We start from the raw sequence: 13,791 nt of genomic DNA, 5'->3' as shown, positions 1-13,791 counted from the left end.
CAGAAAATGAACGTCCCCAAGTACCGGCAGTTTGGGACAGTCATTGTTGATGAGAATCGGGTGCAGTGCCAAAGGCCCCGTTGGGCGAGATGTCGAACGGGAAGGTGCCACAGCGATTGAACGCGGCGATAAACATGCGGATGGCGTTGGACGGCGTGGTGCCCACGAGCTGGGTCGCCGCCGCGAAGGCCGCCTTTTCCTCGGGCAAGACCTTCGCGACAACCGGGGTCATGTGTTCTGCCATGGCGCTTCCTTTTTTGAAACAACGGTAGTGCGGATAGATGCGGGCCACGCGGCTGGGCGACGGGCTGTGAAGGCAACCCGATTGGCCCGCATCTGGAGTTTGTTTCTGCGGCGTTGGTATTACTTGGTATTCCTAAGTTATACCCGGCAGATAGAATACCACACCCGATCCCATGGGGACGGAGAAAAGACGGATTAATTTGTTGCTGGGTAAGTATTTAGAGCGTGATGATGTCCGAGATATCGAGGTCCTAAGCGTCGGCGTATGGCGCGCCCAGGCTGGGTATCCGGCGCATGGCGCCCTATTGTCTTGCATAATTTCGCTTATGCCATGCATAAAAAGACGGGGGCACCCCTTCTCGTCCCAACGTACCCCCGCTTGTACCGTGCAAAAACCGGAGTTTTCAGCATCGCGGCCCCCGCAGGCGGTGCCGCGAATCGTGGACGCCGCGCGATTGGCGTCGTTTTGGGGCACGGCGCGACGCGAAACGCGCGTTATCGCCGCGCCGGACGCCGTCAGCCAACCCAAATCGCCTGCCGAAGGATCCCGCTGGCTCAAAAAGACGATTCCGGCGCGTATGCAGTCACCCCGGCTTGCTGAAAACTCCCAAAAATGCACGGCGCGCCCCGGGGGACCCGTGCGCGCCACGAAAAACACGCCCGCATCCAAAAGAATGCGAGCGCGTAAGCCGGATGGCGGCAAGGGCGCCAGGCAGCGGGCGAAATCCCCGGCGTGTCCGCCCGGGCACCGCAGCCGCCGCGCGTCAGCAGAAAACCTCATGCCCTGAGTTGATGTCGGCCCCCGCATACGCGAATCTCCAACTAGGTCGATAGCCCGTATCTCTTGCCGCGACTGTCTCCGCGCGTTTCCGCGAAGAAGACTGGCCCCACCTAATACTGAGCCCACTAAAAGGGCCCCGAGCATAGTCTGCTCGAGGCCCAAACTCGTGTCGCCTTACCGCGCGACGCGTATGTTACTTGCGCTTGCCGCCGCCGTCACCGGGGCGACGGGAGCTGCCGCCGCGCTTGCCGCCACGGCTGTTGCCATAGCTGCCACGGTTATCGCGACCGCCGGCACGGCCACCACGGGAGCCGGCCTGGTTGCCGCCACGTCCGCCGCGATAGCCGCCGCGGCGCTCTTCGCGGGTATCGTCGTAGTTGCGCCAGTCATCGCGACGATCTCGACTGGCACGCGGGTCGCGACGATCGCGCGACTCGCCAGAACGGCCGGCGCCACTGCGGCCGCCATTGCCGCGAGCATCCTCGCGACGCTCACCGCCGCGGCCGCCGCGCTCTTCAAAGCGCTTGCCGCCACGGGACTCGCCGCCGCGGCCGCCGCGCTCGTCATCGCGACCGGAACGACGACGGTCGCCCGCGCCGCGCTTGCCGCCGCGCGAGCCACGGCCCTCGTCCTCGCGCTCAACACGGCGTCGACCACCGCGATCCTCGTCCTCGCGGCGACGGCGATGTGCCTCGCCCTGGAACTGCTTGGCACGGCGCTCGGCACGGTTGCCGCGCGGGGCCGGCTCGACGGCACCAGCACCGGCACGCTCCTCGGCAGCCACCTCGCGGGCCACGCTCTCCACGGCCTCGTCCACGCGAGCCTGAACGCCCTCGCGCACGCGGGTCTTGCCGCCGCGCTTGGGACGGCTCGGGCGCTCGCTGTCGCCGCGACGCTCATCGCGACCGCGGTTGGAACGACCGGCCACATCGCCGTAATCGTCGCCGTTGCGCTTGCCGTCGCGACGCGCCTGCTCAAGCTTCTTCTTGCTCTTGGACTTACCGCGCTTGGCCTTCTTCTTCACCTTAAAGGCCGCAGGGTCGCGCTCGGGGTCAACCGCGGGCGGATTGGGGCCCACGTGCAGGTCGCCGGCCTCGTAGATGTCGGCAGTCTTGTCCATGAGCTTCTCGATCTCGTAGAACTCATCCACGTCCTGCTCGGTCACAAACGTGATGGCCCAGCCCAGCTCGCCGGCGCGGCCCGTACGGCCAATACGGTGGATGTAGTCGGTCGGCTCGGCCGGCACGTCAAAGTTCACGACGTAGCGCACATCGCTGATGTCGATGCCGCGGGCGAGCACGTCGGTTGCCACCAGCACGTCAACGGTACCGTCGCGGAAGGCCGAAAGCGCGCGCTCGCGCTGGGCCTGGCTGCGGTTGCCATGAATCGCGGCAGCCTTGATGCCCTTGCGCTCCAGACGACGGCAGCAGCTGTCGGCACGGTGCTTGGTGCGCATAAAGACGATGGTGCGCTCCGGGCCTTCCTTCTTGAGGAACTCGGGCAGCAGGTTGTTCTTGGCCTCGATGGACACCGGGAACACAAACTGGTCGACGGTGTCGGCGGTCGACGTGGCGGGCGCGATCTCCACGCGGGCCGGGTCGCTCACCAGGTCGGTGATCTCGCCCACGGCCTCCTCGTCGAGGGTCGCCGAGAACAGCAGCGTCTGGCGCTCGGCCGGCGTCTCGCGCACAATACGGCGAACGGCGGGCAAAAAGCCCATGTCGAGCATGCGGTCGGCTTCGTCGAGCACCAGCACCTTGACCTCGTCCAGGTGGCAGGCACCCTGCTCGATCAGATCGACCAGACGGCCCGGCGTTGCGACCAGGATGTCGCAGCCGTACTTGAGGGCAGCGGTCTGCGGCTTGTAGCTCACGCCGCCCACGACGGTCACGGCAACATGGCCGGTGACGTCGGCGATCTTGCTCGCGACCTCGTCGATTTGCTGGGCGAGCTCGCGCGTAGGAGTGATGACGAGCATCACGGGGCCGCGGCCGTTGCCCTCGGGCTTTTTAGCACCGCGACGACGGTTACGGCCGCCGCGCTCGCGCACAGGTTTGGGAGGAGCGATGTGCTCCAGATTGTTCATGGTCGGCAGCAAAAAGGCGGCCGTCTTGCCGGTGCCGGTCTGAGCGGCGGCAAGCAGGTCGCGGCCCTCGAGCACCACGGGGATCGAACCGGCCTGCACGGGCGTCGGCGCCGTGTAACCCAGGTTCTCGATGGCACGAAGTATCTCGTCCGAAAGACCCAGCTCATCAAAGGCGGGCAGGTTCTCGGTAGCGGACTCGACGGTCTCGGCGGCGCTGGCCTCGTCGGCCGCATCGAAGGCAGCCTGGGCCATGGCCTCGCGGGTCTCGTCCAGGATCTCGGCGTCGGTGACGTCGGATACAGAATTACGCATATGTTGTTGTTCCTTATCTGCACGCGCAAGGGGCACGGCATGCGGCCGCGCGGGCGTGCTTGGTAGTGCGCTAGTACATACAAAAACGGGTGCGCACAGAGAGGACGTTGCTCAGCACGCTGGCGATCGCTTTGGCAGCCCTATCACGCGCCGTCCAGACGCAGCAGCTCTAAGCGATGGAGCAGATTCGCCGCGGGTTAGTATACCTGCACTCCGTATGCCCCCACGTAAACCACAGATGACGAGGCGGACGGGGTGGGTCTGGGCCAATTGTCTCAATCTGTAACAGTTACGAGGCAAAACCAGGTCTACACGTTACGAATCGAGACAAACCAAAACCTCGCAAAACAACATCTCGATCTGTAACAGATAGAGGTCATTTTCCCTGCCAGATGTTACAGATCGAGATGTTAAGCAACCGCCGAATTGTTTGTCTCAATCTGTAACAGTAACTCGGCAAAAACGGAACTAGATGTTACAGATTGAGATGAAGGACGAGGATGGTGCGCTAACTTGGCAGTCGACCCCCGTATCGGAATGTCATACATTTCAACTTTTGCCATACACCCCCAGGGGGTATGGGTGTATAGTATCGAGAGGTTAACAATTCCAACACCGAACCACAGAAAGGAGAGGCCATGGCTCAAGATAAGTTCGACGTAGGCGGCATGACATGCGCCGCCTGCCAGGCGCACGTGGACCGTGCCGTGAGCAAGCTCGACGGCGTCCAAAGCGTCGCGGTCAACCTACTCGCCGGTTCCATGATGGTCGACTACGACCCCGCGCAGGTCTCCCCCGACGATATCTGCACCGCCGTCGACCGCGCGGGCTACTCGGCCTCGCCCGTCAGCACGGGCACCGGTGCCGCCGGCTCAAACGGCAGCGCGCAAGCCAGGTCCGGCGCCGCCCATATGGAGTCGCCCGCCAAAAAGTTGGAGGCCGCCGCCTCTGCCATGCGCACCCGCCTCATCGTCTCGATTGTCTTCCTCATCCCACTGTTCTACATAGGCATGGGACACATGCTCGGCTGGCCGCTGCCCGGCATTTTCACCGACCATATCCACAGCATGACGCTCGCCCTCACCGAGCTTGTCCTGCTCATCCCCATCGTCTACGTCAACGACGCGTACTTTATCAACGGGTTTAAATCGCTCGCGCACGGCGCACCCACCATGGATGCCCTTATTGCCGTGGGCGCCACCGCTTCCATTGCCTGGTCGCTCTATGCCATGTTCATCATGGCCGACCAGCTGGCCACAGCTCAGGTGCACGAGGCCATGATGACAGGCATGGACAATCTGTATTTTGAGAGCGCGGGCACGATCCTGTCGCTCGTCACCGTGGGCAAATACCTCGAGACGCGCAGTAAGTCCAAAACCGGCGGCGCCATCGAGGCGCTCATCGATCTGGCGCCTAAAACCGCGACCGTCGTTGCCGACGATGGCAGCGAAACCACCGTCGACGTCGATAGCATCCTTCCCGGCCAGGTCCTGCGCGTGCACCCCGGCGAGTCAATCCCCGTCGACGGCGTGGTGCTCGAGGGTAGCTCGGCCGTGGACGAGAGTGCGCTCACCGGCGAGTCAATCCCCGTGGAAAAGACCGCCGGCGACACCGTCAACGCCGCCACCGTCAACCGCACCGGCTCGTTTACCTTCCGCGCCACGCGGGTTGGTGCCGAGACATCACTCGCCAAGATCATCCAGCTCGTCGAGGACGCCAACGCCACCAAGGCGCCCATCGCCCGCATGGCCGACAAGGTCGCCGGCGTGTTCGTGCCCGTGGTGTTCGTGATCTCGGCCGTGACCTTTGCGGTGTGGATGGCACTAACCGGCAGCATAAACGAGGCACTCACCTCCGCCGTGGCCGTGCTGGTGATTAGTTGTCCCTGCGCGCTCGGCCTAGCCACGCCCGTCGCCATTATGGTGGGCACCGGCAAGGGCGCCGAGATGGGCATTCTGTTTAAGAGCGCCGAGGCGCTGGAGAACCTGCGCGGCGTGGGTACCGTAGTGCTCGATAAGACGGGTACGGTCACCCGCGGCAAACCTGCCGTGACCGATATCGTGGTAGCCACGCGCGCCGATGACTCGCCCGCCATGAGTGAAAAGGCGTTACTGAAGCTCGCTGCCGCGCTGGAGCGCTCGAGCGAGCATCCGCTGGCCGAGGCGATTATGACCGAGTGCGAGGCGCGCGGAATCGTGGCGCGCATGGTCGAGGACTTTGCCGCCGTGCCTGGACGAGGCGTTACGGCGCGCGAGGGACAAAACGCCATCGCCGCCGGTAACGTTCGCTTAATGGGCGAGTTGGGTATCACCGTGCCCTCAGGACTTGCGGAGCGATTCGCCGCCGAGGGCAAGACACCGTTGTTCTTTGCCAAGAACGGCGAGCTTGTCGGCACCATTGCCGTGGCTGACGAGGTCAAGGAGACGAGCGCCGAGGCCATCGCTGTAATGCGTTCGCTCGGCGTCGACGTGCATATGCTCACCGGCGACAACCGCGTCACTGCCGAAGCAATCGCCCGCCGCGTAGGACTGAGCAGCAAGCAGGTCATTGCCGACGTGCTTCCCGCCGACAAGGAACGCCACGTGCGCGAACTGCAGGATGCGGGCGGCAAGGTCGCCATGGTGGGCGACGGCATCAACGACTCCCCCGCCCTGGCGCGCGCCGACGTGGGCCTTGCTATCGGCACCGGCGCCGACATCGCCAAGGAAGGGGCAGATGTGGTACTCATGCGCAGCGACCTCATGGACGTCGCCCGCGCTATCGAGCTTTCGCGCGCCACGATTCGCAACATCAAGCAAGACCTGTTCTGGGCGCTGTTCTACAACGGCATCGGCATTCCGCTCGCTGCGGGCGCGTTCTTCCCCCTCACCGGCTGGCAGCTCTCGCCGATGTTTGGCGCCGCGGCGATGAGCCTGTCGAGCGTGTGCGTCGTGTCCAATGCTCTGCGCCTGAAATCCTTTAAGCCTAAAGTGGCAAAATAGGCTCACCATTAAATCCGTTTAGAACGGGTTTTCCAGGTGCCCGAGATTGACCTGAAAGAGGAGCGACGCGTACTTTGGTACGCGAGCGACGGCTTAAAGGTCAAGGTCGGGTGCCTGGGAAAGCCGACATAACAGAGAGGAATACCCATGCGATACACAATTAAGACTTCCGGCCTTATGTGTGGCCACTGCGACGCTACTGTCGAGACGGCACTGCTCAACGTTGCCGGCGTGACCGACGCCGATGCCGATCACGAGACTCAGACGGTACAGGTGGAGTGCGCCGACACCGTGGCCGCTGAGCAGCTCGCTGCCGCCGTCGAGAGCGCCGGCGAGAAGTTCCACGCCCTGTCCGTGACCGCAGCCTAGCAGCTACCAGAAGCATTCGACCCCATCGACCAGAAACGAGGACCCGCCATGATGGCAGACCACAAATCGGTGAACCGTATGCTCAAGACGGCGCGCGGCCAGATCGACGGCATCCTGCGGATGGTCGAGGAGGACCGCTACTGCGTCGATATTTCCACGCAGCTCATGGCCACACAGGCACTCCTCGCGCGCATTAACGCCGACGTGCTCAAGGCGCATATCGAGGGCTGCGTGACTTCGGCAATCGAATCGGGCGACGAAGACCTCAAAGCCGCGAAGCTCGCCGAGATCGAACGCGTCGTCGACAAGCTCTCTAAGTAATCGGCGCATTGGGGACAGACCACTTTGCACCGTCTTGATGTTCCGAGGACGGGTATGTTTGCACCACATTGGTGCAGATTAACCTGTCCCCCTTGCTCTAAATCGGGTATAAAGGCGTGCGGCATATCGAACGAAAGGCAATTTGCATGAATGACTTTATGAAGGGCCGCAATGGCGCCGACGAGCTCACCATCGTGATGGGTTTTGCGGGCATCGTCATCGCGATGATCGGATCGATGGCCCGCGTCCAGTGGCTCAGTTGGATCGCCATCGCCGTCATCGTGATCGGCGTACTGCGCGGCCTGTCCAAAAACATCGACGCACGTCGCAAGGAGAACGAGGCCTTTGTCGCCGGCTCGGCTAAGGTCCCCGGCTTGGGCAAGTTTGTCGCCAGCTTGGGTGGCGGCGCTGCAGCGGCCAGCACCTCACGCGCGGCCGGCACCAGTAAGGAAGACTTTGAGCGTGCCAAGCGCACGGCCAAGAAGATGTGGAAAGGTCGCAAGACCACGGCATACCTCAAGTGCCCCAACTGCGGCCAGATGCTCTCCGTTCCCAAGGGCAAAGGCAAAATCCGCGTCACCTGCCCCAAGTGCCACGCCAAGATGGAGACGCGCTCGTAGCCGCTATACCGCAGGACAAAATAAAAGCCGAGGCCTCGCACTGGGACCTCGGCTTTTTTGAATGCGACAAAGGGCCCGCCCCCGTCACACCTACGCCACGCCGTCGCGGGCAAGCTCCTCGGCAAGCGCCTCGGCTGGCATGGCCATAATCGTGTCGAGCTCGGCGTCCACCTCGGGAATACGCCTCACCTTGAGTTTGCGCACCAGATCGCCACGACACATCACGTGCATCGGCTCGCGCAGAGCGCACAGGTCATCGAGCGGGTTCTCGCGCGTCACCAGGATATCGGCAGCCTTGCCGCACTCGATCGCACCGGTCTCGCCGCCCAGCCCCAGCAGCTCAGCATTGACCTGCGTAGCCGTATGCAGCGCAAACGCATTGTTCACGCCCACGTACTTGGCAAAATAGGCCACCTCGCGCCACATGTCGTACTGGGTCACGAACGGGCAGCTCGAATCCGTACCCAAACCTACCTTGATACCGGCTTCCAGCGCCGCACGAGCGCTCTCGATAATGCCCGAGCACACGATATCGCCGTTCTTCTTTTGCGTGTCAGTCGAATGAGTCTTCTCCGGATCGAGCAGCACAAACGGCAGTGCGGGGCTGATCGTGCAGGTCACACTCGGCGCACGCCCCTCGAGCTGAGTTCCCGCGGCGCCGCGGTACAGCTCCAGGATCTCGGGCGTCAACGGAGCGCCGTGCTCGATCGTATCGACGCCGGCCTCGAGCGCGGCCTTCACGCCCTCGATGCTCTCGACATGAGCCATAACCGGAAGGCCCATATCGTGCGCTGCCTTGCACGCCGCCGCGGCAACCTCCACCGGCATACGCAGCACGCCCGGCTCGCCCACCTCGGTCGCATCGAACACACCGCCCGTTACGAACAGTTTAATGACGTCGGCACCGCGCGCATACAGGTCGCGCACCTGTTCGGCCGCCTCGGAGGGACTGTTGGCCACCTGGGCGAACAAGCCCGCGCCGTGGCCACCCGGCACCGTGACGCCCGTTCCCGGCGCCACCAAACGCGGACCCTGATACTTGCCGGCGTCGATAGCATCGCGCACAGCCAGATCGGCAAACAGCGGGTCGCCCGCGCCGCGCACCGTGGTCACGCCGCTTGCCAGTTGTTGTTGGGCGCTGCCCTTAAGAATATGGCGCACGATAGCGCGCCCCACGGGATTATCGAGCTTCTTCATCAGCGTGCCCGCATCGCCCGCCGAAACCGGCTTGCCCGAGCCGCACAGATGCACATGCATATTGATGAGGCCCGGCATGAGATACGCCCCGGCCAGGTCGAGGACCTCGGCACCTGCAGGCGCCTGCGCCACAGCACTCGGCCCCATCCACGTGATGACACCGCGCTCAACGGCCACGGCCATGTCGGGCTGCGGCTCCATATGCTCCGAACCATCCAGGACGGTCGCATTGATAAACAACGTGGAACGATCGGCAGACGCCATATCGAGCTCCTCCCTCACGATTAACTTGAACATTTGTCCATTATCACCTAATGCAGCAAACTAAAGTCGAACATATCGGTTAGCGGAGGGACGAGAGAGCTGTGAGGACAAACGGAGACAGCACGGCAATGCTCCGGCCGTTCCAGCAAAACGTCTTGATTTGTAACAGGTAGACCAGGTTTTAGCAGTCAGATGTTACAGATCGAGATCTTTCGGCACCGCGTCCAGCCTTTGTCTCAATCTGTAACAGTTGGGTCGAATTTTGGCCGTTAGATGTTACAGATCGAGATATTCTCCAGCCCTGTCGTCAAACATCTAAATCTGTAACAGGTAGACAGGTTTTCGGCCTATAGATGTTACAGATTTAGATCTTTTAGCGGCAGCCAACCTTCTGTCTCGATCTGTAACAGTTACGAGGCCAAACGGCCCCTTGTTGTTACAGATCGAGACAAACTCGACAGGAACAACCACATCCGCATTAGTCGTATCCCTCAGCGCCCATACCACTGACGCTTCCATCCCTCAGCCAAATCGGCCCGCTGCGAAATACCCGCCAGCCTCATCTTTTCAGCCAGCTTCCCCGGGTTCTTGAGCTCATCAAACGTGAACCTCAGCACCTTGTGCCCGAGCATTGTCAGATGAGATTCCCGCTGACGCTCTGCTACGAACGGGTCGACCGACTCCCGATCCCCACCATCCTGCAGGGTATACTTTCCTCTTCCGTCGAGCTCGCCAATCACGCACGTCCCGTCCTCGAGCCTCCAGAAATAATCGACCCGAAACACCTGGCTCGAATCGAGCGGATCGCGAAACTCCACCTGCAACTCTGGCACCGGAAAACCGTATGCAATAAAGAACGCTCGGAACCGAGACTCGCCACCGTTTTCGGACAGCCCGTCCGCATGCGACGCAATCACCTGAGCTCTGCGATACCCGCGTCTGCCCTCGCAATCGGCCTGGAGCCGTTCGCAGAGGTCGTCGCGCGATATGCCCTTCGCCCGCAGCGCAGAATCGGCAATCGCCAGACCATATGAAAACGGCGCACGCAGCAGACAATCCTCCACCGTGCGCCAAAACGGCGTCACTCGCACGCCGTCGACGCGCTCAAGCGCACCCGCCGCCTGCGGACGCAGCAGCCTATATCCCGTACTCAACGCCACCGAACAACCCGTCTTGACCAAGTAACGCGGCCCGAGCAGATCATTCGGCACCTCCAGACCCCATATCAGCGCGGCGTCATACCCCCAAAACGCCCAATCGGGATGAAACTCCGCAAGCCCCTTGATGGTCCGCCGAGCCCGCTCCGGCGGCGTCAACGCATCCCATTCATGCTGAAAACAGAATAGGTGCGATTCGGGCTCCGCAATATCGTCTGTGCCCACATGGCGCCGCAGCCACATGAGCTCGGCATTGTCGTGCGTCGCAAGCAGCACGCCTTGTTCAGCCGTCTCCGTGAGCCTGGCAAGCATCCTATTCCGCGCCAAGGTGCTACGTGCTGCATGTTTGTGTTTGAAAACGGTATTAGACACTTTCATCACCACCACGTCAGACAAATGGACCATCGTCACCGTTGCCTCCGCTGACAAATGTCTTGATCTGTAACAGGAAGACAGTCTTTGAGCCACTAGTTGTTACAGATTTAGATTGTTCGGTACCGCGGCCAACCTTTGTCTCGATCTGTAACAGTTAGGTCGAATTTTGGCCTGTAGATGTTACAGGTTGAGACATTTCCCCAGATAGGCGCCAAACGTCTCAATCTGTAACAGTTGGATCGAATTTTGGCCTGCAGATGTTACAGATCAAGACATCCCCCCTGCCAGGTGCCAAACGTCTCAATCTGTAACAGTTAGACGTTCTCCAGACCCCTAAACGTTACAGATTTAGACAAACCAGCAACGCCCAAGCATTCGTCTCGATCTGTAACAGGTAGACTGGCTTTTTGTCCCAAAACGTTACAGACCGAGACAAATAGACAGGCCGCGGCGCTGCGAAGGCCCATCCCCTACTCCCATTCCTGTTTGTAGATGTTGAGTGACTTTACGTAGCGCCCCTGGGCGCCCATGATGTCGCGAACCAGCCTGAGAAAGAAGCTGATACACGAGGTATCGAAGCCATCTTCTAGGTCCTCAGGATGCACGGCGCCAGGCCCGTCGACCGCCGTATCGCTCAGGCGCGCAATGTCGTAGAGGTAGAGCTGCCCCGCCGTCAGCCAGACGTCGTCGACGCACGCGAGGCGCACCGCAATCGCGCCATCGCGCCAGTGTTCCTTTTGCACGATATGCGGATCGTAGACGTCAAAGCGACGGTCGGTACGCGTGTCACGCAGCGCGACCATACCGGTCGCGGGATCCTTATCCAAAATGCCAAAGCGAGAGAAATAGTGCGTGCCGCGCACCTGCTCGAGCCGTCTGAGCGAGACGGGCGAAAGCGACGCCGGCGGCTCGTCAACATACAGCTCAAGCAGCGTCTTGCCATGGTAATAGGGACGCTCGAACAGCAGCCAATCGGTAAATGCCATGTTATAGGCCATGATTTCATTTTGCGAGGGCTCCTCGCAATAGCTGAGCCATGGATCGACTATCACTTCAAACTGTGTACGCGCCGCCTCCAAAAACTGAAACTTGCGCAGCATCCAAAACTGGGCCATGCCGGTAATATCGTCACCGACGGCCTCGGCCAGACGTCCCCGGTCCAAAACATGATCAGCCATGGCATCCTCCTCAAACTGATAAACCTCAATTTGAGCTTACGAGGAGGGCGGGTGGTCGCCGCCATCACGGGCGAAATGGGCATCGGGCTGCAAACCAGATGCTGACCAAGCACTTGACGAGATACTTGCAGATTATGCAAATTGCCACAAAAACGCGGGTAGAACTAGACGAATCACCCGCGCCGCTGTCCGCAAACAACTAAAGCCGCCACATAAACAGCAGAGCGCAACGAGCGCAAACGCCAACGGGTAGGCATCCAAACGTCGGCAAACGAGCAAAACGCTCGCAAACCCGCAAGGAGTGTCCCCGGATGCCGGCACGTAAGGAACGTCCCCAGCTGCCGGCACTTGGGGACGCTCCTTATATGCCGGCCGTTGGGGACAGCCCTTGCCGATTCGATTGTTGAGTAACTCCGTGATTGTCTTACAGCCCCAGCGCCTCGGCGACCTCGGCTGCGCAGGCGAGGGCATCGGCCATGGCACTCACCACGAGCGAGCTGCCGTTGCGGGCATCGCCGGCCACATACACCGGCGCGGCATCCGCGGCAACGCCATCCACGCGAGCCGCAAGATGCGAGTCCTCGGAGGCCATCACGGGCAACGGACGGCCCGCCGTGCCAATAGGCACGTCAACAGCGTCGAACACGCCGTGCTCCGGACCCGTAAAGCCACAGGCGATCAGCACCAGCTGGGCCGGCACCTCGTGCTCGGAGCCCGCAATGCGTTCGGGCTTGCCGGCCGACCAGTCCAGATCGACCACGCGCAGGCCCGCGGCAGCGCCCTTCTTGTCCAGCAATACCTCGAGCGTATCCACGCCCCAAGCACGCATCTCGCCGCCCATGGCAGCGATAGCCTCCTGCTGACCGTAGTCGGTCTTCTTAACGTTGGGCCACTGCGGCCAGGGATTGCTCGCCGCACGCTTATCGGGTGCGGCCGGCAAGAACTCAAACTGACGCACACTGCGTGCACCCTGGCGCACCGCGGTACCCACGCAGTCGTTGCCGGTATCGCCGCCGCCAATGACCACAACGTCCAGGCCGCGCGCGTTCACCGCGGGCTCACCGCCATCGAGTACCGACACGGTCGAAGCCGTCAGGTAGTCCACGGCATATACCACGCCCGGGGCATCCACATTCGTAGCCAAAAGACCGCGGGGCGTACGAGCACCGGCAGCCACCACAACGGCGTCAAAACCATTGAGCTTGGCCGCCACCGCAGGGTTCGTAACGTCAGTACCCAGCTCAAAGACAATGCCCAGCTCGCGCATGAGCGCCACGCGGCGCTCGACCACGGACTTCTCGAGCTTCATGTTGGGAATGCCGTACATGAGCAGACCGCCTGGGCGGTCGTCGCGCTCAAACACCGTCACGCGGGCACCGCGACGCGCAAGTTCCCATGCAGCCACCAGGCCAGCCGGGCCGGAACCAACCACGGCGACCGAGGGCGCGTCCTCCCCTGCCGGCTCAAAGCGACGCGGGCCGCCGTTTGCCCATTCGTGGTCGCTGATCGCGCGCTCGTTATCGTGAATCGTTGTGGGCTGGCCGTCGACCGAACCCAGGTTGCACGCAGCCTCGCACAGTGCCGGGCACACGCGGCTCGTAAACTCGGGCATGGGCGAGGTGAGCGACAGGCGCTCGGCCGCCTCGTCCCAGCGACCGCGATACACCAGCTCGTTCCACTCGGGAATCAGGTTGTGCAGCGGACAGCCACTCGGACGCGCCTTGCCAAAGCTCGCACCCATCTGGCAAAACGCCACGCCGCACATCATGCAGCGGCTCGCCTGGGCGCGGCGCGTATCGTCGTCGAGCTCCACATACAGCGGATCGAAATCGCGGCTGCGCTCCTCCACGGGGCGCAGCTCGTGGGTCACGCGATCGATATCAAGAAAAGCACCGGGCTTACCCATG

Annotated in this window: 10 protein-coding genes; 4 read left to right on the top strand and 6 right to left on the bottom strand. The window is 62.0% G+C overall.

The window, feature by feature from the left end:
* Nucleotides 1–40 precede the first annotated feature (40 nt).
* Both ACTQXM_RS02595 and ACTQXM_RS02590 read right to left on the bottom strand, forming a co-directional pair.
* Nucleotides 41–244 carry a type II toxin-antitoxin system RelB/DinJ family antitoxin gene (locus ACTQXM_RS02595; RefSeq protein ID WP_117734431.1) on the bottom strand — a complete coding sequence of 68 codons (204 nt, stop codon included), beginning with the start codon at nucleotides 242–244 and terminating at the stop codon, nucleotides 41–43.
* A 973-nt stretch (nucleotides 245–1,217) separates the two neighbouring features.
* Nucleotides 1,218–3,422 carry a DEAD/DEAH box helicase gene (locus tag ACTQXM_RS02590; protein WP_441547598.1) on the bottom strand — a complete coding sequence of 735 codons (2,205 nt, stop codon included), beginning with the start codon at nucleotides 3,420–3,422 and terminating at the stop codon, nucleotides 1,218–1,220.
* A 638-nt stretch (nucleotides 3,423–4,060) separates the two neighbouring features.
* On the opposite strand from ACTQXM_RS02590, the gene ACTQXM_RS02585 reads away from it, so the two are divergent.
* From ACTQXM_RS02585 to ACTQXM_RS02570, 4 genes are all read left to right on the top strand, one after another.
* Nucleotides 4,061–6,403 carry a heavy metal translocating P-type ATPase gene (locus tag ACTQXM_RS02585; RefSeq protein WP_441537456.1) on the top strand — a complete coding sequence of 781 codons (2,343 nt, stop codon included), beginning with the start codon at nucleotides 4,061–4,063 and terminating at the stop codon, nucleotides 6,401–6,403.
* A 147-nt stretch (nucleotides 6,404–6,550) separates the two neighbouring features.
* Nucleotides 6,551–6,772, top strand: a complete 222-nt coding sequence (locus tag ACTQXM_RS02580) for a heavy-metal-associated domain-containing protein (RefSeq protein WP_154515953.1) — start codon at nucleotides 6,551–6,553, stop codon at nucleotides 6,770–6,772.
* Between the two features lie 51 nt (nucleotides 6,773–6,823).
* Nucleotides 6,824–7,093 carry a metal-sensing transcriptional repressor gene (locus ACTQXM_RS02575; RefSeq protein ID WP_229778266.1) on the top strand — a complete coding sequence of 90 codons (270 nt, stop codon included), beginning with the start codon at nucleotides 6,824–6,826 and terminating at the stop codon, nucleotides 7,091–7,093.
* 146 nt (nucleotides 7,094–7,239) lie between these two features.
* Entirely contained in the window at nucleotides 7,240–7,713 is a 474-nt protein-coding gene (locus ACTQXM_RS02570; protein ID WP_427717775.1) for a hypothetical protein, read from the top strand.
* A 90-nt stretch (nucleotides 7,714–7,803) separates the two neighbouring features.
* On the opposite strand, the gene ACTQXM_RS02565 is transcribed toward ACTQXM_RS02570, so the two are convergent.
* The 4 genes from ACTQXM_RS02565 to ACTQXM_RS02550 all read right to left on the bottom strand — a co-directional run bounded on the left by ACTQXM_RS02565 (nucleotide 7,804) and on the right by ACTQXM_RS02550 (nucleotide 13,790).
* Nucleotides 7,804–9,174, bottom strand: a complete 1,371-nt coding sequence (locus ACTQXM_RS02565) for an amidohydrolase family protein (protein ID WP_441537455.1) — start codon at nucleotides 9,172–9,174, stop codon at nucleotides 7,804–7,806.
* Between the two features lie 491 nt (nucleotides 9,175–9,665).
* On the bottom strand, nucleotides 9,666–10,643 hold the full coding sequence (locus tag ACTQXM_RS02560) for a hypothetical protein (RefSeq protein WP_441547597.1): 978 nt from the start codon (nucleotides 10,641–10,643) through the stop codon (nucleotides 9,666–9,668).
* A 533-nt stretch (nucleotides 10,644–11,176) separates the two neighbouring features.
* Nucleotides 11,177–11,884, bottom strand: coding sequence for a hypothetical protein (locus ACTQXM_RS02555; RefSeq protein ID WP_441537453.1), 708 nt, complete (start codon nucleotides 11,882–11,884; stop codon nucleotides 11,177–11,179).
* Between the two features lie 424 nt (nucleotides 11,885–12,308).
* Nucleotides 12,309–13,790 carry a glutamate synthase subunit beta gene (locus ACTQXM_RS02550; RefSeq protein ID WP_441537452.1) on the bottom strand — a complete coding sequence of 494 codons (1,482 nt, stop codon included), beginning with the start codon at nucleotides 13,788–13,790 and terminating at the stop codon, nucleotides 12,309–12,311.
* Nucleotide 13,791: the final 1 nt, after the last annotated feature.

This window comes from Collinsella sp. LCP19S3_D3 (assembly GCF_052121455.1).
Taxonomy (GTDB): Bacteria; Actinomycetota; Coriobacteriia; order Coriobacteriales; family Coriobacteriaceae; genus Collinsella.
This window is presented reverse-complemented; position numbering and strand designations above follow the sequence as displayed.

Coding starts and splice junctions, on each gene's coding strand:
- ACTQXM_RS02595 (WP_117734431.1), bottom strand. CDS start 244: ATGGCAGAACACATGACCCCGGTTGTCGCGAAGGTCTTGCCCGAGGAA.
- ACTQXM_RS02590 (WP_441547598.1), bottom strand. CDS start 3,422: ATGCGTAATTCTGTATCCGACGTCACCGACGCCGAGATCCTGGACGAG.
- ACTQXM_RS02585 (WP_441537456.1), top strand. CDS start 4,061: ATGGCTCAAGATAAGTTCGACGTAGGCGGCATGACATGCGCCGCCTGC.
- ACTQXM_RS02580 (WP_154515953.1), top strand. CDS start 6,551: ATGCGATACACAATTAAGACTTCCGGCCTTATGTGTGGCCACTGCGAC.
- ACTQXM_RS02575 (WP_229778266.1), top strand. CDS start 6,824: ATGGCAGACCACAAATCGGTGAACCGTATGCTCAAGACGGCGCGCGGC.
- ACTQXM_RS02570 (WP_427717775.1), top strand. CDS start 7,240: ATGAATGACTTTATGAAGGGCCGCAATGGCGCCGACGAGCTCACCATC.
- ACTQXM_RS02565 (WP_441537455.1), bottom strand. CDS start 9,174: ATGGCGTCTGCCGATCGTTCCACGTTGTTTATCAATGCGACCGTCCTG.
- ACTQXM_RS02560 (WP_441547597.1), bottom strand. CDS start 10,643: ATGCTTGCCAGGCTCACGGAGACGGCTGAACAAGGCGTGCTGCTTGCG.
- ACTQXM_RS02555 (WP_441537453.1), bottom strand. CDS start 11,884: ATGGCTGATCATGTTTTGGACCGGGGACGTCTGGCCGAGGCCGTCGGT.
- ACTQXM_RS02550 (WP_441537452.1), bottom strand. CDS start 13,790: ATGGGTAAGCCCGGTGCTTTTCTTGATATCGATCGCGTGACCCACGAG.